Here is a 17,741-nt window from a genome sequence, read left to right as displayed (position 1 = left end):
ATGAAATATTCATTAGGGCCGGTGCTTTACTACTGGCCAAAAGAGACGCTGGAAGATTTTTACCAGCAGGCAGCAAACTGCAGCGCCGACACCATTTATCTCGGCGAAGCGGTGTGCAGCAAACGCCGCGCCACCAAAGTCGGCGACTGGATTGAGATGGCGAAAGCGTTGGCCGGAAGCGGCAAACAGGTGGTGCTGTCTACCCTCGCGCTGGTGCAGGCCTCCTCCGAACTGGGCGAGCTAAAGCGCTATGTCGATAACGGGGAGTTCCTGATTGAGGCCAGCGATTTGGGCGTGGTCAATCTCTGCGCCGAACGCAAGCTGCCGTTCGTCGCCGGGCATGCGCTGAACTGCTACAACGCCGTTACCCTGCGCCTGCTGTTAAAACAGGGCATGGTGCGCTGGTGCATGCCGGTGGAGCTTTCCCGCGACTGGCTGGCTAATTTACTGACCCAGTGCGAAGAGCTGGGCATTCGCAATCAGTTTGAAGTCGAAGTGCTGAGCTACGGCCATCTGCCGCTGGCTTATTCCGCCCGCTGCTTTACCGCCCGCTCGGAAGATAGGCCAAAGGATGAGTGCGAGACCTGCTGCATCAAATACCCAACCGGACGCAGCATGCTGTCCCAGGAGAACCAGCAGGTGTTCGTGCTCAACGGTATCCAGACCATGAGCGGCTATGTCTACAACCTGGGCAATGAGCTGACGTCCATGCACGGCCTGGTGGATATGGTACGCCTGTCGCCGATGGGCAACGAGACCTTCGCCATGCTCGACGCCTTCCGCGCCAATGAAAACGGCGCTGCGCCGTTGGCGCTCACCGGCAACAGCGATTGCAACGGCTACTGGAAACGGCTGCCCGGGCTGGCGCTGCAGGCCTGATAAACCGCTCACTTTGTTAACAGCAGTGCTCAGATTTTAATGCATTATTAAAGATGCAGCTTTTCTGGCTGGCGCGTCCTGGATGCACCAGGCTGGAAGAAGACCTTCAATCTGATGACGATGCTGTAGCAAAGTGAGCCTTTATGACTGACAAATCTGTTCCGTTCTCGGTGCTCGATCTGGCGCCGATCCCGCAAGGATCTTCTGCCAAAGAAGCCTTTACCCACTCTCTGGATCTCGCCCGGCTGGCCGAATCGCGCGGTTATCACCGCTACTGGCTGGCGGAGCACCACAATATGGTCGGCATTGCCAGCGCAGCGACCTCGGTGCTGATTGGCTATCTCGCCGCCAATACCACTACCCTGCATCTGGGTTCCGGTGGCGTGATGTTGCCCAACCATTCGCCGCTGGTGATCGCCGAGCAGTTCGGCACCCTGAACACCCTCTATCCCGGGCGTATAGACCTCGGCCTTGGCCGCGCGCCGGGCAGCGATCAGCCCACCATGCGCGCCCTGCGTCGCCATATGAGCGGCGATGTCGATAACTTCCCGCGCGACGTGGGGGAACTGGTGGACTGGTTTGACGCCCGCGATCCGAACCCGCACGTGCGCCCGGTTCCCGGCTACGGGGAGCGCATTCCGGTGTGGCTGCTGGGTTCAAGCCTCTACAGCGCCCAGCTGGCGGCGCAGCTCGGTTTGCCGTTCGTATTCGCCTCGCACTTCGCGCCGGATATGCTGTTCCAGGCCCTGCACCTGTATCGCAGCAACTTTACGCCCTCCGCGCGGCTGGAAAAACCGTATGCCATGGTGTGCATCAATATCATCGCCGCCGACAGCAACCGCGATGCGGAGTTTCTCTTCACTTCCATGCAGCAGGCGTTTGTGAAGCTGCGTCGCGGCGAAACCGGACAGCTGCCGCCGCCGGTGGAAAATATGCATCAGCTGTGGTCAGCGTCCGAGCAGTATGGCGTGCAGCAGGCGCTGCGCATGTCGCTGGTGGGTGATAAAACTAGAGTCCGCCACGGCTTAGAGTCGATTATGCGGGAAACCGAGGCGGACGAAATCATGGTCAATGGCCAGATCTTCGACCACCAGGCGCGGCTGCATTCTTTCGATTTAGCGATGCAGGTGAAAGAGGAATTGTTGGGATAGTGAGCTATGCGGCATTTTTGCCGCATTTCTTTTCGCCCCCTAAACCATTTTGTGATCGTCTTCATTCATATTTTCGCATAACCCCCGTCTTATTACGTTGAGCGTAATTACATTACCTCTGGCGTAATTGTCCCCCTCATTCAACGGTGTTAGTTTTCCTCTGTTTTATTTTTCAACCCTGAATCTGGTAAAAGAGAATACCCATGAGCCAACCAACTGCCCGTGCTATGTGGATCGGCGAGTGCTTATTAAAAGCGCTGTTAATGGAGGTCTCCGCCTGGCCTAAACCCGGCCTTGTTACACCCCATTCACAAGGGGCGCATAAAGATATGGATATCTGGTTATTTATTACCAGCACATCGGCTATTGCCCCCTGTTTTAGCGCCTGCGCCCATGCCGGGGAAAATCATCAGGGCTCACCAGGGGAACTCTTTACAACAATACGTGCCATTGGCATTCATTATGAAAATACGCTGCTGCGGGCAACACAGCAGGTTAATACTCAGCGCGGCATTCTTTTTTCCGGCGCGATTCTGGCGACAGCGGCAGGATGGCTTTCCGGGCGCGGGGAAACCCTCTCTTATCACGCCTTAAGCCAGTGCGTCGCTGAACTCTGCCGCGATCTCTGCCGTCGGGATTTCTCCGTCCTGGCCGAACGCCCGGCGCAAACCCACGGTGAGAGATTGTATGTCGGATTCGGCATTACCGGCGTGCGCGGCGAGGCAGAGCAAGGCTTCCCACTGGCTTGCCAGATTGGCTTACCCGCGCTGCATCAGGCGCTGGACAACGGGCTGGCCTGGCGGGAAGCGCTAATTCATACGCTGCTCACCCTAATGGCCCATTGCGATGACACTACCGTGCTGTTTCGCGGCGGCCAGCAGGCGCTGGCGGAAATGAAGCAATATGCCCGGCGTCTGATGACGCAGGGCGGAATGTTTAACCCTGCGATCGAGCAGGAGCTGGCTGATTTTAATTCATGGTGCCTGGATAGGTGGGTCAGCCCTGGCGGTTCGGCCGATTTATTAGCGCTGTGTCTGGCGATGTATTTTCTTTGCCGCCAGCCGCAAGGAGATATGACATAAGGAAGAATATGAACATCTATTTTTATACTTTATTAACGTATGGCTTAACGATTGTAATTTCATTTGCGGTTGTCGGCATCATTGTTGGCGTCAACAAGATGATGAATAAATTAAATATCACCGACGATTAATTTACGAACTTTACCTTTGCCATCAGGAATATAGTTATGGATATCTTTGTTAAGCTCTTTTCGGGCATTGGCACTTTTTTTATAGAAGATCCGAAAATAGCCATTGCACGTTTTCTGCTCATTGTTCTCGGCTTTATATTGGCCTGGATGGGATTCCGCCGTAAGCTTGAACCGTTAATTATGGTGCCGATGGGCCTCGGTATGATTGCGGTTAACGCCGGGGTACTGTTTCTGGCGGGGGGACAAACCGGGACCTTAATTCTCGACCCGATGGTCAGCGAGCCTAACGAGCTGGTAAACCTGATGCAGGTAAACTTTCTGCAGCCGGTCTATAACTTCACCTTTAGCAATGGCCTCATCGCCTGTATCGTTTTCTTCGGCATTGGCGCAATGAGCGACATCAGCTTTATTCTGCTCCGTCCCTGGGCCAGCATTGTTGTCGCCCTGTTCGCCGAGGCGGGAACCTTCGCCGCGCTGCTGCTGGGTATTGAAGTATTCGGCCTGCCTGCCAACGAAGCCGCGTCGATTGCTACTATCGGCGGCGCAGATGGGCCGATGGTGCTCTTTGCCTCCCTTATCCTCGCACCGAACCTGTTCGTCCCCATCGCCATTATCGCTTATCTCTACCTGAGCCTGACCTATGCCGGTTATCCGTACCTGGTGCGCCTGCTGGTACCGAAAAAATACCGTGGCATGGAAGTTGAAATTGAATACCCCACCGTATCGAAGAAAGCGAAATTCATCTTTACCGTCTGCGCCTGCCTGCTGTTGTGCCTGCTGCTGCCGGTCGCCGCGCCGCTGATCCTCTCGTTCTTCCTCGGGATCGCGATTAAAGAAGCGGAGATCGAACCGTTCCAGAAATTACTGGAATCCACGCTGACCTATACCGCAACGCTGTTTCTCGGCCTGCTGCTGGGCACACTGTGCGAAGCGCAAACGATTCTCGACCCGAAAGTGGCCATCATCCTGATCCTTGGTATCGGCGCGCTGGCCATTTCCGCCGTCGGCGCTCTGCTGGGCGGCTGGTTTATCTGGTTTATCTCGAAGGGGCGTTATAACCCGGCTATCGGTATCGCGGGCGTCTCCTGCCTGCCGACGACGGCAAAAATCGCGCAGAAAGAGGTTAACCATGAGAATCCCTACGCCATCATTCTGCCGCTGGCAATGGGTGCGGGCGTGAGCGGTCTGATCGTCTCGGCTATCGCCACCGGGATCTTTATCTCCACGCTATTCCTGCTGAATTAATGGAGTCAACCCATGCTAAAAGAGCACAACTGGCATCAACTCAAGGACGATACGGTACAGCGCCTGAATCAGCTGGCCCCGTATTTCCGTGACGGCAAAATTATCGACGCCAAAGATACTGTCGCCGCGCTGGAAGCCGTTATTCGAAGCTTCGATCGCGTCAATATTGAGGGCAATAACCAGAAACAGGCGGATTTTCTCTCCGAATGCCTGTGCCAGCTTGATCCGCAAAAGATCTCCGGCCTGCATATGGTGCAGTCATCCGTACCGTTGTCCAGCCATCTGGATTTGTTTGAAAAGGGCATCGCTGAAAAGCTCGATTTCGCCTATGCCGGACCGCAGGATGGCCGTCTGGCGAAGCTGATCCAGGACGGTAAGATTAAGCTCGGGGCCATCCACACCTATCTGGAGCTGTTCAGCCGCTACTTTGTCGACCTCACGCCGCGCGTGTCGCTAATCACCGCCTTTGAAGCGGATAAAGACGGCAATCTCTACACCGGCTTTAACACCGAAGATACGCCTGTTATTGCCGAAGCCACCCATTTCCGCCAGGGGATTGTGATCGCGCAGGTCAACAAGATTGTCGATAAAGTGCCGCGCGTTGATATCCCCGGCGACTGGGTAAATGCGGTGATTGAAGCGCCGCGCCCGTTCTACGTCGAGCCGCTTTTTACCCGCGATCCAGGGCTTATTACCGACACCCATGTGCTGATGGCAATGATGGCGCTGAAAGGTATCTATGCCGAATACGGCGTTGAGCGCATTAACCACGGCATTGGCTTCTTCACCGCTGCCATTGAGCTGCTGCTGCCCACCTACGGCGAGGAGCTGGGGCTGAAAGGCAAGGTCTGTACCCATATGGTACTCAACCCGCATCCGACGCTGATCCCGGCGATCGAAAGCGGCTGGATCCAGTCGGTGCACTGCTTCGGCGGTGAACTGGGCATGGAGAAATATGTCGCCGAACGCCCGGACGTCTTTTATATCGGCCAGGACGGCACGCTTCGCTCCAATCGCGCCTTCGCCCAGGCTGCGGGTCACTACGCGCTCGATATGTTTATCGGCGGCACGCTGCAGATCGATAAGTACGGAAACAGCAGCACCGCCACCGCCAGCCGCGTTTCAGGCTTTGGCGGCGCGCCGAATATGGGCTGCGACGCCAAAGGCCGCCGTCATGCAACGCAATCCTGGCTGAAATGCGGCGAAGAGTTCAAGGCCACCCAACAGCAGCTGATTGGCGATATGCCGCGCGGCAAACGTCTGGTGGTGCAGATGCAGGAAACCTTCCGCGAGAAGCGCCAGCCCGCTTTCGTCGACAAGCTGGACGCCTGGGAACTGGCGGAAAAAGCCAACCTCGCCCTGCCGCCGGTCATGGTGTACGCCGATGACGTCACCCACGTACTGACCGAAGAGGGCATCGCCTATCTGCACCGCTGCGAAGGGCTGGAACAGCGCATGGCGGCCATTCGCGCCGTGGCGGGCTACACCGGCATTGGCCTTGCCGCCGATCCGGCACAGACCGCACAGCTGCGAGAGGCTGGCATTGTCAAAACGCCGGAAGATTTAGGCATTGATCGCCGCCGCGCCAACCGTCAGATGCTGGCGGCGAAAAGCATTCGCGATCTGGTTGACTGGTCTGGCGGACTCTATAACCCGCCCGCTCGATTCCGTAACTGGTAGGGGAAAAGGACATGGCTCTACATCAAATATCACATCATTTCAGCGGCACCCGCGAAAGAGCATCTCTGCCGCAAACCGTGCACTGCGGCGTGGTAGGCTCTGGCGATCTGGAGGTCCTGCTGGAGCCGAAAGCGCTGGCGGGCGGTATTGAAGTCACTATATCCACGCCGGTGACCGGTTTCGATCATATCTGGGAGATTGTGCTGAAACGGTTTCTGGAAAATGGACCGCTGGGCAACATGCAGGTCAGCATCAATGACAATAACGCCACGCCCGCGGTAGTGGCTTTACGAATTCAGCAAGCGTTACAGCAGGCTATGCCGGGAGAAACCCATCATGAATGATCTGCGTTATCTGGAAGCCAGCGCCCGGGTTCGCGCCAGTTCGCTGGTGGATAAAGGCACCTTTACTGAACTGATCGGCCCGGCGGCCAAGCGAACCAGCCCGCACCTGCCCGTGCTCAATGAGGCGGTTGAATTTGACGACGGTATCGTCACCGGTATCGGCCTGTTGGGCCAGCACCCGGCCATCGTCATCTCCCAGGAGGGGCGCTTTATCGGGGGGGCAGTGGGTGAAGTGGGCGGCGCCAAGATGGTCGGCGCGCTGATGCTGGCGGACGAACTGGCGGCGCAGACCACCGACCCTGCCCGCCGCCCGATCGTCCTCATCTCCTTTGAAACCGGCGGCGTGCGTCTGCATGAGGCTAACGCCGGACTGCTGGCCCACGCCGAGTGCATGGACATGCTGCAAACACTGCGCGGTCGCGTACCGGTGGTGGCGATGATTGGCAGCAAGATCGGCTGCTTTGGCGGGATGGGGTTTGTCGCTGCCGCTACCGACGTCATCGTGATGAGCGAATCGGGCCGCCTGGGGCTGACCGGGCCTGAGGTCATCGAACAGGAGATGGGCCGCAGCGAGTTCGACGCTTCTGACCGCGCGCTGGTGTTCCGCACCACCGGCGGTAAGCACAAGTATATCGTCGGCGACTGCAACTATCTGATTGCCGACTCGCTGGCAGCCTTCCACCAGCAGGCCGCGCTGATTGCCGACCTGCCCTGGCCGCAGATTGAAGCCATGCGCCGCATCGGCAGCGAAGCAAAAGTACGCGCCCAGATGGCGCTCACGCAAAAAATCAGCGAGTCAGAGCCATCAGATGCGCGGGATGTCTGGGCGATGGCGGGCAATACCGCGCCCCAGTCTCTGGTGGATATGGATCTCGACACGTTCCTGAGCAACGTTAAACGCCTGCCGGTGGAGGAAGCATAATGGAAAATTTACTCGGCCAGGGCCGCGCCGCTATCGATTTGATTGTTGACGAAAACAGCTTCGAAGAGAACGCGCTGGCGGATCTCGAGCTGCCTTATGAGGATTACGGCCCAGGGGCCGTCATCGGCAGCGCCCGCATTAGCGGTGAAGTCTGTACCGTTATTGCTAACGACGCCATGACCTTTAACCCGCGTTTTCCGGTGGTCTACGCCGGGGTTATCGGGCTGGAAGAGGGCTACAAAATGGCGCTGGCGGTCTATCGCACGCTGGCGATGGATAAAGACAAGCCCGTCGGCGAGAAACGTCCGCTGGTGCTGATCGTCGACACTCCCGGCAACGGGCCGGGCAAGCTGGAAGAGATCATCGGCATGAATAAAGCCACCGGTGCCTATCAGCTGGCGCTGGCTGAGGCGCGCCATGCCGGACACCCGATTATCGCGATGGTCATCGGTCGCGCCATTAGCGGCGCGTTTCTCTGCCACGGTTTACAGGCCGACCATATCCTGAGCCTGACGTCGGAATTTGGCACCATGATCCACGTCATGCCGCTGAGCAGTATCGCGCGTATTACCCGTCAGGACGTGGAGCGTCTGAGCGAACTTTCCCGCACCAATCCGGTCTTCGCGGCCGGGCCGGAGTTTTTCTGGCAGTTGGGCGGGGTGGAAGCGCTGATCAAGGCGATCCCGGAGATGAAAGGGACGATCGTTCGCCATATCGCAGAAGTGCGCCAGCAGAAACAGGCGGCTGGCGTGACGGCGACAGGTCCGCAGGGGCGTGGGATCGCAGGCGAAGCGCGCGGCGGCAGAAAAATGCGCAACGTGATTCTGGCGCAGATGCGCGAGGAGTATCGGGCGGTCGCGGCGCGGTATCAACCGGCCTGATTCTGGAGTTCGCGCTATGAACGATCCCATCGCCACACTCGAATGGCTGGTTGACGCCCAGCAGGGTATCCCCACGCTGACGGAGATGCCGCGCCGCACGCTGAGCGATAAAGGCATCGCTGGCCCCACAGCGGCTCACGTTATCGAGGAGATCCACACGCCGTTGAATCTGGCTCTGGTTACCTTTACCACCGGCAGCAGCGCATTTCAAAACATTGTCGGCGTAACGCAGAACGAACTGCCGTTGCGTATCGTGGCGGGTAAGCGTGTGCTGGCGGAATGCGGCGTAACCGCAGGGCAGCATATGGTGGTGACCTACGCGCCGCTGGTGAATGTGTTCACGCGTCAGGCGCTGGACGAGAGCAGTCTGCACTGGTCTTTTTTATCCCGCTCCTGCCGGGACGCGCTGCTGATTGCCCTGTGTCGCCAGCAACCGGATGTGGTGGTGGGAGAGTCCTCATTTTTACGCGCCACGCTCGAACAGGCGCTAAAGATGAATCTGCTGGCGTATTTACCCAAAACGCTGACGCTGATTACCGCAGGCACGCCCCTTGATGAAGCGCTGGTTCCGCTGTGCGCTTCGCTGGGTTATGGACTGCATGATGTCTACGGTTGCCAGGAATTCGGCTGGCTGATCCTGGACGGCCTTCCGCTGCGGGAAGATATTTCGCTGGTCGCCGCGCCGCAGGGCGGTGACTGGCGGGAAGTTATCGTTGGCGGCCTGCCGACCGGCGACAGCTTTCCCGTGGCGACCAACGGCCATCTGTGTAATGCGCAGGGCAAAATCCAGACCTGGAAGCGTCAGCGCACCACGCCGGAATATGACATGGTGGTGATGGCGACTACCGCCCATCACCGGGAAATTATCGAGCGGACGGCACGGACGATTTTACGTATCAAGGGGCGTGTTTGCCGGGTCAGCGCGCAGTTACAAACCCAGGCCAGCGCCACCCATATCCGCCTCTACCCCGTTACGGTTCCTGGGGAGGAAGCGGCAAAAACCGCGCCGGTCGATGTTATCGGTCCGCAGGCCACCGCGCAGTTTGACGCCCTGCTGGCGGCGCAGCGAGATTTACAGCAACAGGCGAAAAACGATCCGGCATGGAGCAAGCAGCGATGAGTGCCTTGCAACGCCATACTCTGTGCTGGCTGGACAGCGCTGAGCTGCGGCTGATTGCGAGGCAGATGAACGGCGCGTTTAGCGCCCTCCCCGCCTCATGGCGGGAAGAGGCGCGGGACTATCTGCTCTCCGGATATCTCCCCGGCATTGTGCGCAGAGGCATTCGTGATGAAGTGAGTATTTCCCTGGGATTTTGCTTTCCGCAGCGCTGGCAAGGGCAGCGTTTACGGCTGGCGACGGTGGCTTCATTACAGGCCGTCACGCGCGTGTCAACGCCGGAGCAAACGGCCACCCTGCCTGCCGTCAGCCGTACCAGCGCGACACGTGCCTTTAACGCCCTGCGTCAGGCATGGCGCGGGCCGGAAACCGGGCTCGGCGTATGGGGGTCGGTGGCACTGGAGATGGCGACGCCCTGGCTATGGACGGACAGTCGCTCCGATTTAGATATTCGCATTACGCCCTGGCACGAAATGGCGTTAAGCGATTGTTACTCATTTCTGACTGATATTGCTCAGCAATATTCAGTGCGTATTGATGGGGAAATTAACTTACCCAACGGTTTTTCTATCAATATCCAGGAATGGTTTAGCGGGAGTCTGACCCTGCTGGCTAAAGGTGAGACCGATGTCGAATTAATGACGCGACATGATGTCGCCGGGTTAATAAAACATCTTTCAATGAAATATATTAAAGGAAATTAATATGTCTGAAGTTAAATCAAAAGTACCGGGTGTGGTCGATGAAATTAAAGCTGCAGTGGGCGACAAAATTGAAAAGGGCCAGCCGGTTGTGATCCTGGAAGCCATGAAAATGAAAATGCCTGTCGCCTCGCCGGAGGCTGGCGTATTAAAGTCACTGGCGGTGAACGCAGGCGATCGCGTAAACCCAGGCATGGTCTTATTTGAAATTGCCGCTGAGTAGACCGTCACGTTTTTAATACTAAATAAATAGTGCGGCATTCCTTTGTGATATAACCATTATGCCTGAGTCATATCAGCGATAAACATTTCGCTGATATGACAGGCAGAGTGTGTACGTATAAATTGACTGTTGACTGTCCGCATCATAAAAACAGACTGTGCTAAAAGCCCTTGTCTTACTTTATTGTCATTTCCCGGTTCGGGTAGCCTCTTATGCTTTTAGTGTGGTTATAGAAAGAGAAACATCATGATTATTTACGGATTGATGTTAATGGGATTATGCATGTTCGCCGGGTTAATTGTCGGCGATCTTTTGGGCTTGCTGCTTGGAATTGCCGCCAATATCGGCGGCGTCGGCTTTGCCATGCTTTTTTTAGTCGTTATTTCCCAGAAGCTGACGGATAAGGGGCTGTTGTCTAAACCTGCCGAACAGGGGGTTGGATTCTGGAACGCGATGTATATCCCTATTGTTGTCGCCATGTCCGCGAACCAGAACGTTGTGGCCGCGCTCAAAGGAGGCCCGGTGGCGCTTATTGCTGGCCTTGGCGCAGTGGTGATTGGTTTTCTGCTGATTAAACCACTGAGCAAAATCGGCAACAAAAGTACGATGGCACGTTCAGCAGACTAACCGGTGGAGAGTATAAAGAATGGAACAATTCACAAAGATTCTTACCAGTAACTTCACCAGCAATGCCCTGGTCACCGCTTTTGTGGTGGTTGGTATTGTCTGCTGGGTTGCGGCCTGGCTTTCAACCCACGTCTTTCGCGGTAAAATTCACAGTTCGGCGATCGCCATTGCCGCGGGTCTGCTGCTGGCCTGGCTAGGCGGCGAACTCACCGGTGGCAAAAAAGGGCTTTCCGACATCACGCTTTTTAGCGGTATTGCGCTAATGGGCGGCGGCATGTTCCGTGATTTTGCCATTATCGCCACCGCCTTTGGCGTGAAGCTTGAGGAGCTGAAAAAAGCGGGCCTCGCGGGCGCGCTGGCGCTGGTCGTCTCTACCGTGCTCTCCTTCTACCTGGGAGCGATTGTTGCCTGGGCCTTCGGCTATACCGATGCGGTCAGCATGGCGACTATCGGCGGCGGCGCAGTGACCTTTATTGTCGGCCCGGTTACCGGCGCGGCGCTTGGCGCAAGCTCGGATGTTATCGCGCTCAGTATCGCTGCCGGAGTGATTAAATCTATCGCCATCATGATTGTTACGCCGCTGGTGGCCAAACCCGCCGGACTGAACTCTCCCGCTGCAGCCATTGTCTACGGCGGGCTAATGGGTTCCACCAGCGGCGTGGCGGCAGGGCTGGCGGCGACTGACCCGAAACTTGTCCCTTATGGCGCAATGACAGCCACCTTCTATACCGGCCTGGGCTGTCTGCTGGCACCCTCTGCGCTCTATCTCTCTTTATCCCCGTTCTTTTAACCGCATGCGCCTGTTGTTTTATGCAACAGGCGCCAGGGAGACTTATGGATTCATTTCAACGTATGAAGCCCGGGCAAATTGCGATGCAGGCCTCACTGTGCACGCAGGAGGAAGAGGAGATTTTTCGGCAAAAGTTACTGGCCGATAAACCCGAACACCGAATCGGCTTTGCGTTTATCAGCGGCACTCCTGACGAACTGCGAAACAAACTTCAGCGCTCCGTCATCGGCTGTGCGTTGAAGAATCAAATCATCACCAGGCAGGAATCGGCCATTTTCACCTTATGCTCACTCAGCCGCCAGGCGCTGACCCACGCGTTAACGAATACTATCAGCGATGATCATATCCGCATGAAAATTGCCTTAGTCAGCACCCCCCGGTGGCTCGCCGTCGCCATGTACGGCGAAGCCCAGGTTTATCAGCGGATTACCCAGGAAATCATGGGGCTTTCTCTACATCGTTATTCTCCAGCATAAGCTGCCTGGCATACATACGGCATTCTGCGAGAAGAGATAGCAGTCCTGGATGATTTTCCTGGCTACGGGGAAAAACAAGCGATATCTCCTGCTCCATACGAAAGGCCTCCTGCAAAGGCAACAGGCGTATACCGCTACGAAAAAGCCCACGCATGCGCCCGGGAATAAGCGTGTAACCCACTCCGGCATTCACCATGCTCATTAACGAAAAAATATCATGCACCCGCAGCGCAATGTCAGGTTCAAATCCAGCGATACGAAACGCTTGCTGGAAACCTCTCCAGGTGGCGAACCCCTCACTCAGGGCGATAAACTTTTTACTCTGTAGCAGGGAGAGGTCAACGGGTACTGATAGAGTATCCGCATCCTGTACGGGAACCGCTAAATAAATGGAATCAGAAAATATCGTCCAGGTTTCAAATAAATGAGAATTATATTCATCGGGCGTTGAAATTAATGCTGCATCAATACTTCCTGCATTTAAAGCTTCTAATAAAACTTTATTAGAATTCATAATAAATTCTATAGAAAGTTCCGGGCGACGATTTTTCAACCCCTGAACAATCTGCGGCGCCGTTTTCAGCACCAGTGAATAGAGCAGACCTAAGCGTAATGCCGGAGAGTGATATCCTGAAGCTTCTCGCGTCATGTAAACACAGCGTTCCATGGCATCCATCACTTCTTTGGCATGCTTTTGCATCACCCAGGCCGCGGGACATGGTTGTAAATTTCGGCCATTATGCGTAAACAGAGCACAGCGTAGATTATCTTCCAGAGAATGAATGGCGCGGTGTACACTGACCGGAGATATTTTCATATTCTCTGCTGCCTTAGAAATATTCATGGTTTCCATATATCCAAGGAAAATTTCCAGTTTACGCAAAGTGATGTCTTGCTCAGGCATATAAACATCCCCTTATTTAAAATGACCTTACCTGATAATAAGAGAATGCTGGGGAATATATATTGAGCCAGATCGGTAATTCTGGCTCAGGTAGATTAAAATTACTGGTAAACAGGCAGCAGATTAACGCTCGACAGAATGTGTACAACCGCATTGCCAAGGCCAAACAGTAGGATCAGCACAATCATCGGTGTTCCGCCCCATACGCGGAACTGTGGGCTGCCGAAGCGTTTACGCGAGGCGCGAGCCAGCAGCGCCGGTACAATCGCCGCCCAGATCGTCGCCGCCAGGCCGGCATAGCCGATGGCGTAGAGGAAGCCATCGGGTTTCACCAGCCCGCCCATCATCGGCGGAATAAAGGTCAGCAGCGCAGTTTTAAAGCGCCCCAGCGCGCTGTCGTCAAAGCCAAACAGATCCGCCAGGTAGTCGAACAGCCCCAGCGTGACGCCAAGGAACGAGCTGGCGACGGCAAAGTTAGAGAACACCACCAGCAGCAGATCCAGGCTCCGGCTGTTCAGCACCCCGCTCAGGGCCTGCACCAGCACATCAATGTTGCCGCCCTTCTGCGCGATGTCGATAAACTGCGGACGCGGGATATTGCCCATCGTCACCAGCAGCCAGACCACGTACAGACCCAGCGCCAGCAGCGTACCGTAGGTTAAGCAGCGGATAATGGTGCGTGGATCTTTGCCGTAGTATTTCATCAGGCTCGGCACGTTGCCGTGGTAGCCAAACGAGGCCAGGCAGAACGGCAGCGTCATCAGCAGATATGGCGCATAGGAGGCGTTCTTTTCCGCAACGTTAAACAGCGTCGTCGGCTCGACGTGCCCCAGCAGACTGCCGAAGGTCAGGAAGAAAGTGATCACCTTGGCGCCGAGCACAACAGCCGTCATGCGGCTCACCGCCCTGGTGCTCATCCAGACGATAAATGCCACCAGCAGCGCAAAGCCAAAACCCGCCGCCCGCGCCGGCACCTTCAGCGACATCTCGCTAAACGTATGATGCAGTATCGAGCCGCTGGCTGAAATATAGGCGTAGGTCAGGATATACAGCACAAAGGCGATCGACACGCCGTTGACCAGGTTCCAGCCCTTGCCGAGCAGGTCTTTGGTAATGGTGTCGAAGCTGGAGCCGATCCGGTAGTTAAGGTTGGCCTCGAGGATCATCAGACCGGAGTGCAGCATGCAGAACCAGGTGAAAACCAGCGCCGCCAGCGACCAGAAAAACCACGCGCCGGACATCACCACCGGCAGCGAGAACATACCCGCGCCGATAATCGTGCCGCCGATGATCACCACGCCGCCAAACAGGGACGGACGGGTTGCCGTAGTGGTTAGTGTCGCCATTTACCGAAATCTCCAGTCAAAAATACTTTCCCACGATGGGTGCGAAGCACTGTACCAGTACACGAGTACAAAAGAAATAAAAAAAGCCCCAATCATGACGATCGGGGCTGTATTATTTAGTTTACGCTAGCGGGCTGCGTTAATTATGCATCGCCACCGAAGCGACGGCGACCGGCAGAGTCATCGCGGCGCGGCGCGGATGCATCGTCACGACGCGGCGCACGGCCTTCACGACGTTCGCCGCTGAAACGACGACCATCACCACGACCACCTTCACGACGCTCGCCACCGAAGCCACGACCGCCTTCACGACGCTCACCGCCGAAGCTACGACCGCCTTCACGACGTTCACCACCGCCACGACGTTCGGTGCGCGGCTGCGCATCGCCCAGCAGCTGCATGTTCATCGGCTTGTTCAGGATGCGGGTACGAGTAAAGTGCTGCAGCACTTCGCCCGGCATCCCTTTCGGCAGTTCGATGGTGGAGTGAGAAGCGAACAGCTTGATGTTACCGATGTAGCGGCTGCTGATATCGCCTTCATTAGCGATCGCGCCAACGATATGACGCACTTCAACACCGTCATCGCGACCCACTTCAATGCGATACAGTTCCATATCGCCTACGTCACGACGCTCACGCTTCGGACGATCTTCGCGATCGCCACGCGGAGCGCGATCGTTGCGGTCGCCACGACGCTCGAAGCGATCGTCACGGTCACGGAACTCACGACGCGGACGCATCGGCGCATCCGGCGGCACGATCAGCGAGCGTTCGCCCTGGGCCATTTTCAGCAGCGCGGCAGCCAGCGTTTCCACGTCCAGCTCTTCGCCTTCCGCCGTCGGCTGGATTTTCGCCAGCAGCGCACGGTACTGGTCCAGATCGCTGCTTTCCAGCTGCTGCTGGACTTTGGCGGCGAATTTTTCCAGACGACGTTTGCTCAGCAGCTCTGCGTTCGGCAGCTCCACTTCCGGGATGGTCAGCTTCATCGTACGTTCGATGTTGCGCAGCAGACGACGTTCACGGTTCTCAACGAACAGCAACGCGCGGCCCGCGCGGCCCGCACGACCGGTACGACCGATACGGTGAACGTAGGATTCAGAATCCATCGGGATGTCGTAGTTCACCACCAGGCTGATACGTTCAACGTCCAGACCACGGGCTGCCACGTCAGTCGCAATCAGGATATCCAGACGACCGTCTTTCAGACGCTCCAGGGTCTGCTCACGCAGCGCCTGGTTCATGTCGCCGTTCAGCGCCGCGCTGTTGTAGCCGTTACGCTCCAGCGCTTCAGCCACTTCCAGGGTCGCGTTTTTGGTACGGACGAAGATAATCGCCGCATCAAAATCTTCCGCTTCCAGGAAACGCACCAGCGCTTCGTTTTTACGCATACCGTAGGCAGTCCAGTAGCTCTGGCTGATGTCCGGACGAGTGGTCACGCTGGACTGAATACGCACTTCCTGCGGCTCTTTCATAAAGCGGCGGGTAATGCGACGGATCGCTTCCGGCATGGTGGCGGAGAACAGCGCGGTCTGATGCCCTTCCGGGATCTGCGCCATAATGGTTTCTACGTCTTCGATAAAGCCCATGCGCAGCATTTCATCTGCTTCATCCAGTACCAGACCGCTCAGTTTAGAGAGGTCCAGGGTGCCGCGCTTCAGGTGGTCCAGCAGACGACCCGGGGTACCGACAACGATCTGCGGACCCTGACGCAGGGCGCGCAGCTGCACGTCATAACGCTGGCCGCCGTACAGGGCAACCACGTTTACGCCGCGCATATGTTTAGAGAATTCCGTCATTGCTTCAGCAACCTGTACCGCCAGCTCGCGGGTCGGCGCCAGCACCAGGATCTGTGGTGCTCTCAGCTCAGGATCGATGTTGTTCAGCAGCGGTAAAGAAAACGCTGCGGTTTTACCGCTACCGGTCTGGGCCATACCCAGAACGTCGCGGCCGTCCAGCAGATGCGGAATGCACTCAGCCTGGATCGGAGATGGTTTTTCGTAACCCAGATCGTTAAGCGCTTCAAGGATAGGAGCCTTCAGGCCCAGATCTGCAAAAGTGGTTTCGAATTCAGCCATGTAGTACGTGTGCCTCAAAATTAATGGCGGCCAGTCTACATAACTCATCGTGAAAATTTACGGTAATTTTCATTGAAAAGTGTGAACCGGCTCAAAGTAGGTGTATTAACGAACAACAACGCCCTCACCCGCGAAGGTGATGGCAAGCAAAAAACTATGGGCTGATGTGTTCGTCAGCTATTGCTGGTCCGATTCTGCCAGGTCATCTTGCTCCTGGCCCAAGAGCGATAATTCCAACAATGCGTATCGGTGCTCAACGTAGTTATGTACGTTGTTGGCGACCGCCAGTTTGAACAGTGCCGTAGCGCTGTCCTTGTCCCCCAGACTTAGGTAGTACTTACCTAAATAGAAGTTGGTTTCACTGAGATGCTCAGCGAGCGAGGTGTTATCCGTTGCGTCTGCCTTCAGACGAGTCATCAGCTCTTTTTCGCTAATGTCGCCAAGGTAGAACTCGACAATGTTCCATCCCCATTGCTCTTTGTCCGACTTGTCTAAGCGCTCTCTGAGTGCTTCAAGCGCCCGCTTCTCGTCGAGTTTACGCTCGGCGATATAAAGCCACAGGCTACGGAAAGGATCATTGGGATCGTCTTGATAAAACGCCAGCAGATCATCTTGCGCTAACTTAGCCCGGCCGCCGTAATACAGGGCGATACCGCGGTTCAAGTGCGCGTAGTTGTAAGTTGGATCAAGCTCAAGTACAGAATCAAACGCTTCATAGGCAGCATCAAAATTGCCTGCCTGCGTTAAGTAAATACCTAAGTAATTGAATACTTCAGGCATATCGGGTCGGATTGCCAGCGCTTGTGAAAAATCATTTCGCGCTAATGCCCTCAGACCGAGACTATCATACAACACTCCGCGCTCATATAAAAGCTGTGCGCGTTCGTCATCGGATAAAGCCCGACTGGCAAGAATTTGTTCCATACGTGCCAGAATCACTTCTTGCTGTAAAGTCGGTTGCAATGGTACTGCGAGGACGGCGTCCTTACGCCAGGCGGTGCTACTGCATCCTGCCAGCGTGAGAGCTGTCGCCACGAAACACCAGCGCAAAAAAGGCTTCATTTCCCACTCCCGAAGACAACGATTGGATGAACGTCCTGTTCCCCGGCTGCAAACGAGGCGTCCTGCCCGTAAAACGCCCTCCGCAAAAGCGGAGGGCTAACGGCA

The 17,741-nt window shown here is 56.1% G+C and carries 19 protein-coding genes; 14 read left to right on the top strand and 5 right to left on the bottom strand.

Going from position 1 to position 17,741, the window contains the following annotated elements; genetic code table 11:
* The 14 genes from ACLEXF_RS15070 to ACLEXF_RS15005 all read left to right on the top strand — a co-directional run bounded on the left by ACLEXF_RS15070 (window position 1) and on the right by ACLEXF_RS15005 (window position 12,249).
* A complete protein-coding gene (locus tag ACLEXF_RS15070) occupies window positions 1-879 on the top strand; it encodes a U32 family peptidase (RefSeq protein WP_023291112.1) in 879 nt (292 codons plus the stop codon).
* Between the two features lie 143 nt (window positions 880-1,022).
* Window positions 1,023-2,030: a luciferase-like monooxygenase gene (locus tag ACLEXF_RS15065; RefSeq protein WP_407259582.1), complete on the top strand. Its 1,008-nt coding sequence runs from the start codon at window positions 1,023-1,025 to the stop codon at window positions 2,028-2,030.
* Window positions 2,031-2,233: 203 nt separating this feature from the next.
* Window positions 2,234-3,112, top strand: a complete 879-nt coding sequence (locus ACLEXF_RS15060; protein ID WP_117131921.1) for a triphosphoribosyl-dephospho-CoA synthase — start codon at window positions 2,234-2,236, stop codon at window positions 3,110-3,112.
* Between the two features lie 167 nt (window positions 3,113-3,279).
* Window positions 3,280-4,488: a Na+-transporting malonate decarboxylase, carboxybiotin decarboxylase subunit gene (madB, locus tag ACLEXF_RS15055; protein WP_043520977.1), complete on the top strand. Its 1,209-nt coding sequence runs from the start codon at window positions 3,280-3,282 to the stop codon at window positions 4,486-4,488.
* A 12-nt stretch (window positions 4,489-4,500) separates the two neighbouring features.
* On the top strand, window positions 4,501-6,168 hold the full coding sequence (gene mdcA, locus ACLEXF_RS15050) for a malonate decarboxylase subunit alpha (RefSeq protein WP_064187867.1): 1,668 nt from the start codon (window positions 4,501-4,503) through the stop codon (window positions 6,166-6,168).
* An 11-nt stretch (window positions 6,169-6,179) separates the two neighbouring features.
* Window positions 6,180-6,512: a malonate decarboxylase acyl carrier protein gene (gene mdcC / locus ACLEXF_RS15045; RefSeq protein ID WP_017899902.1), complete on the top strand. Its 333-nt coding sequence runs from the start codon at window positions 6,180-6,182 to the stop codon at window positions 6,510-6,512.
* Window positions 6,505-7,434 carry a biotin-independent malonate decarboxylase subunit beta gene (locus tag ACLEXF_RS15040; RefSeq protein ID WP_407259581.1) on the top strand — a complete coding sequence of 310 codons (930 nt, stop codon included), beginning with the start codon at window positions 6,505-6,507 and terminating at the stop codon, window positions 7,432-7,434. Before mdcC ends, ACLEXF_RS15040 begins: the two co-directional genes overlap by 8 nt.
* The gene (gene mdcE / locus ACLEXF_RS15035) at window positions 7,434-8,315 is read left to right on the top strand and encodes a biotin-independent malonate decarboxylase subunit gamma (RefSeq protein WP_069603430.1); all 882 of its coding nucleotides are present in this window, start codon (window positions 7,434-7,436) and stop codon (window positions 8,313-8,315) included. The genes ACLEXF_RS15040 and mdcE overlap by 1 nt, the downstream gene beginning before the upstream one ends.
* Before the next feature lie 16 nt (window positions 8,316-8,331).
* Window positions 8,332-9,435: an acyl carrier protein gene (locus ACLEXF_RS15030; protein ID WP_407259580.1), complete on the top strand. Its 1,104-nt coding sequence runs from the start codon at window positions 8,332-8,334 to the stop codon at window positions 9,433-9,435.
* The gene (gene mdcG, locus ACLEXF_RS15025) at window positions 9,432-10,136 is read left to right on the top strand and encodes a malonate decarboxylase holo-[acyl-carrier-protein] synthase (RefSeq protein ID WP_057212851.1); all 705 of its coding nucleotides are present in this window, start codon (window positions 9,432-9,434) and stop codon (window positions 10,134-10,136) included. Before ACLEXF_RS15030 ends, mdcG begins: the two co-directional genes overlap by 4 nt.
* A gap of 1 nt (window position 10,137) precedes the next feature.
* Window positions 10,138-10,356 (top strand): acetyl-CoA carboxylase biotin carboxyl carrier protein subunit, encoded by a 219-nt coding sequence (locus ACLEXF_RS15020; protein ID WP_335891316.1) that lies wholly within the window; start codon window positions 10,138-10,140, stop codon window positions 10,354-10,356.
* Between the two features lie 246 nt (window positions 10,357-10,602).
* The gene (madL, locus tag ACLEXF_RS15015; protein WP_407259579.1) at window positions 10,603-10,983 is read left to right on the top strand and encodes a malonate transporter subunit MadL; all 381 of its coding nucleotides are present in this window, start codon (window positions 10,603-10,605) and stop codon (window positions 10,981-10,983) included.
* 19 nt (window positions 10,984-11,002) lie between these two features.
* On the top strand, window positions 11,003-11,773 hold the full coding sequence (gene madM, locus ACLEXF_RS15010; protein WP_017899909.1) for a malonate transporter subunit MadM: 771 nt from the start codon (window positions 11,003-11,005) through the stop codon (window positions 11,771-11,773).
* A 44-nt stretch (window positions 11,774-11,817) separates the two neighbouring features.
* A complete protein-coding gene (locus tag ACLEXF_RS15005; protein ID WP_043520982.1) occupies window positions 11,818-12,249 on the top strand; it encodes a HutP family protein in 432 nt (143 codons plus the stop codon).
* Here ACLEXF_RS15005 and ACLEXF_RS15000 read toward each other — a convergent pair.
* From ACLEXF_RS15000 to nlpI, 5 genes are all read right to left on the bottom strand, one after another.
* Window positions 12,212-13,153 carry a LysR family transcriptional regulator gene (locus tag ACLEXF_RS15000; protein WP_017899911.1) on the bottom strand — a complete coding sequence of 314 codons (942 nt, stop codon included), beginning with the start codon at window positions 13,151-13,153 and terminating at the stop codon, window positions 12,212-12,214. The genes ACLEXF_RS15005 and ACLEXF_RS15000 overlap by 38 nt on opposite strands.
* Before the next feature lie 101 nt (window positions 13,154-13,254).
* Window positions 13,255-14,499: a tryptophan permease gene (gene mtr, locus ACLEXF_RS14995; RefSeq protein WP_043520983.1), complete on the bottom strand. Its 1,245-nt coding sequence runs from the start codon at window positions 14,497-14,499 to the stop codon at window positions 13,255-13,257.
* A 143-nt stretch (window positions 14,500-14,642) separates the two neighbouring features.
* Window positions 14,643-16,574 (bottom strand): ATP-dependent RNA helicase DeaD, encoded by a 1,932-nt coding sequence (gene deaD / locus ACLEXF_RS14990; protein ID WP_004206168.1) that lies wholly within the window; start codon window positions 16,572-16,574, stop codon window positions 14,643-14,645.
* The gene (yrbN, locus tag ACLEXF_RS14985; protein WP_085903200.1) at window positions 16,567-16,647 is read right to left on the bottom strand and encodes a protein YrbN; all 81 of its coding nucleotides are present in this window, start codon (window positions 16,645-16,647) and stop codon (window positions 16,567-16,569) included. The genes deaD and yrbN overlap by 8 nt, the downstream gene beginning before the upstream one ends.
* Before the next feature lie 104 nt (window positions 16,648-16,751).
* Window positions 16,752-17,636, bottom strand: a complete 885-nt coding sequence (gene nlpI, locus ACLEXF_RS14980) for a lipoprotein NlpI (RefSeq protein ID WP_004206169.1) — start codon at window positions 17,634-17,636, stop codon at window positions 16,752-16,754.
* Window positions 17,637-17,741: the final 105 nt, after the last annotated feature.

It is taken from the genome of Klebsiella pneumoniae complex sp. WS1778 (assembly GCF_049472055.1).
In the GTDB taxonomy this organism is placed as follows: domain Bacteria; phylum Pseudomonadota; class Gammaproteobacteria; order Enterobacterales; family Enterobacteriaceae; genus Klebsiella; species Klebsiella quasipneumoniae.
The sequence above is the reverse complement of the archived record's forward strand: the minus strand, read 5'-3'. Positions and strand labels throughout refer to the sequence as shown.

What these genes read in the sequence shown, in the direction of transcription:
- ACLEXF_RS15070 (WP_023291112.1), top strand. Translation starts at nt 1, where the DNA reads ATGAAATATTCATTAGGGCCGGTGCTTTACTACTGGCCAAAAGAGACG.
- ACLEXF_RS15065 (WP_407259582.1), top strand. Translation starts at nt 1,023, where the DNA reads ATGACTGACAAATCTGTTCCGTTCTCGGTGCTCGATCTGGCGCCGATC.
- ACLEXF_RS15060 (WP_117131921.1), top strand. Translation starts at nt 2,234, where the DNA reads ATGAGCCAACCAACTGCCCGTGCTATGTGGATCGGCGAGTGCTTATTA.
- madB (WP_043520977.1), top strand. Translation starts at nt 3,280, where the DNA reads ATGGATATCTTTGTTAAGCTCTTTTCGGGCATTGGCACTTTTTTTATA.
- mdcA (WP_064187867.1), top strand. Translation starts at nt 4,501, where the DNA reads ATGCTAAAAGAGCACAACTGGCATCAACTCAAGGACGATACGGTACAG.
- mdcC (WP_017899902.1), top strand. Translation starts at nt 6,180, where the DNA reads ATGGCTCTACATCAAATATCACATCATTTCAGCGGCACCCGCGAAAGA.
- ACLEXF_RS15040 (WP_407259581.1), top strand. Translation starts at nt 6,505, where the DNA reads ATGAATGATCTGCGTTATCTGGAAGCCAGCGCCCGGGTTCGCGCCAGT.
- mdcE (WP_069603430.1), top strand. Translation starts at nt 7,434, where the DNA reads ATGGAAAATTTACTCGGCCAGGGCCGCGCCGCTATCGATTTGATTGTT.
- ACLEXF_RS15030 (WP_407259580.1), top strand. Translation starts at nt 8,332, where the DNA reads ATGAACGATCCCATCGCCACACTCGAATGGCTGGTTGACGCCCAGCAG.
- mdcG (WP_057212851.1), top strand. Translation starts at nt 9,432, where the DNA reads ATGAGTGCCTTGCAACGCCATACTCTGTGCTGGCTGGACAGCGCTGAG.
- ACLEXF_RS15020 (WP_335891316.1), top strand. Translation starts at nt 10,138, where the DNA reads ATGTCTGAAGTTAAATCAAAAGTACCGGGTGTGGTCGATGAAATTAAA.
- madL (WP_407259579.1), top strand. Translation starts at nt 10,603, where the DNA reads ATGATTATTTACGGATTGATGTTAATGGGATTATGCATGTTCGCCGGG.
- madM (WP_017899909.1), top strand. Translation starts at nt 11,003, where the DNA reads ATGGAACAATTCACAAAGATTCTTACCAGTAACTTCACCAGCAATGCC.
- ACLEXF_RS15005 (WP_043520982.1), top strand. Translation starts at nt 11,818, where the DNA reads ATGGATTCATTTCAACGTATGAAGCCCGGGCAAATTGCGATGCAGGCC.
- ACLEXF_RS15000 (WP_017899911.1), bottom strand. Translation starts at nt 13,153, where the DNA reads ATGCCTGAGCAAGACATCACTTTGCGTAAACTGGAAATTTTCCTTGGA.
- mtr (WP_043520983.1), bottom strand. Translation starts at nt 14,499, where the DNA reads ATGGCGACACTAACCACTACGGCAACCCGTCCGTCCCTGTTTGGCGGC.
- deaD (WP_004206168.1), bottom strand. Translation starts at nt 16,574, where the DNA reads ATGGCTGAATTCGAAACCACTTTTGCAGATCTGGGCCTGAAGGCTCCT.
- yrbN (WP_085903200.1), bottom strand. Translation starts at nt 16,647, where the DNA reads ATGAAAATTACCGTAAATTTTCACGATGAGTTATGTAGACTGGCCGCC.
- nlpI (WP_004206169.1), bottom strand. Translation starts at nt 17,636, where the DNA reads ATGAAGCCTTTTTTGCGCTGGTGTTTCGTGGCGACAGCTCTCACGCTG.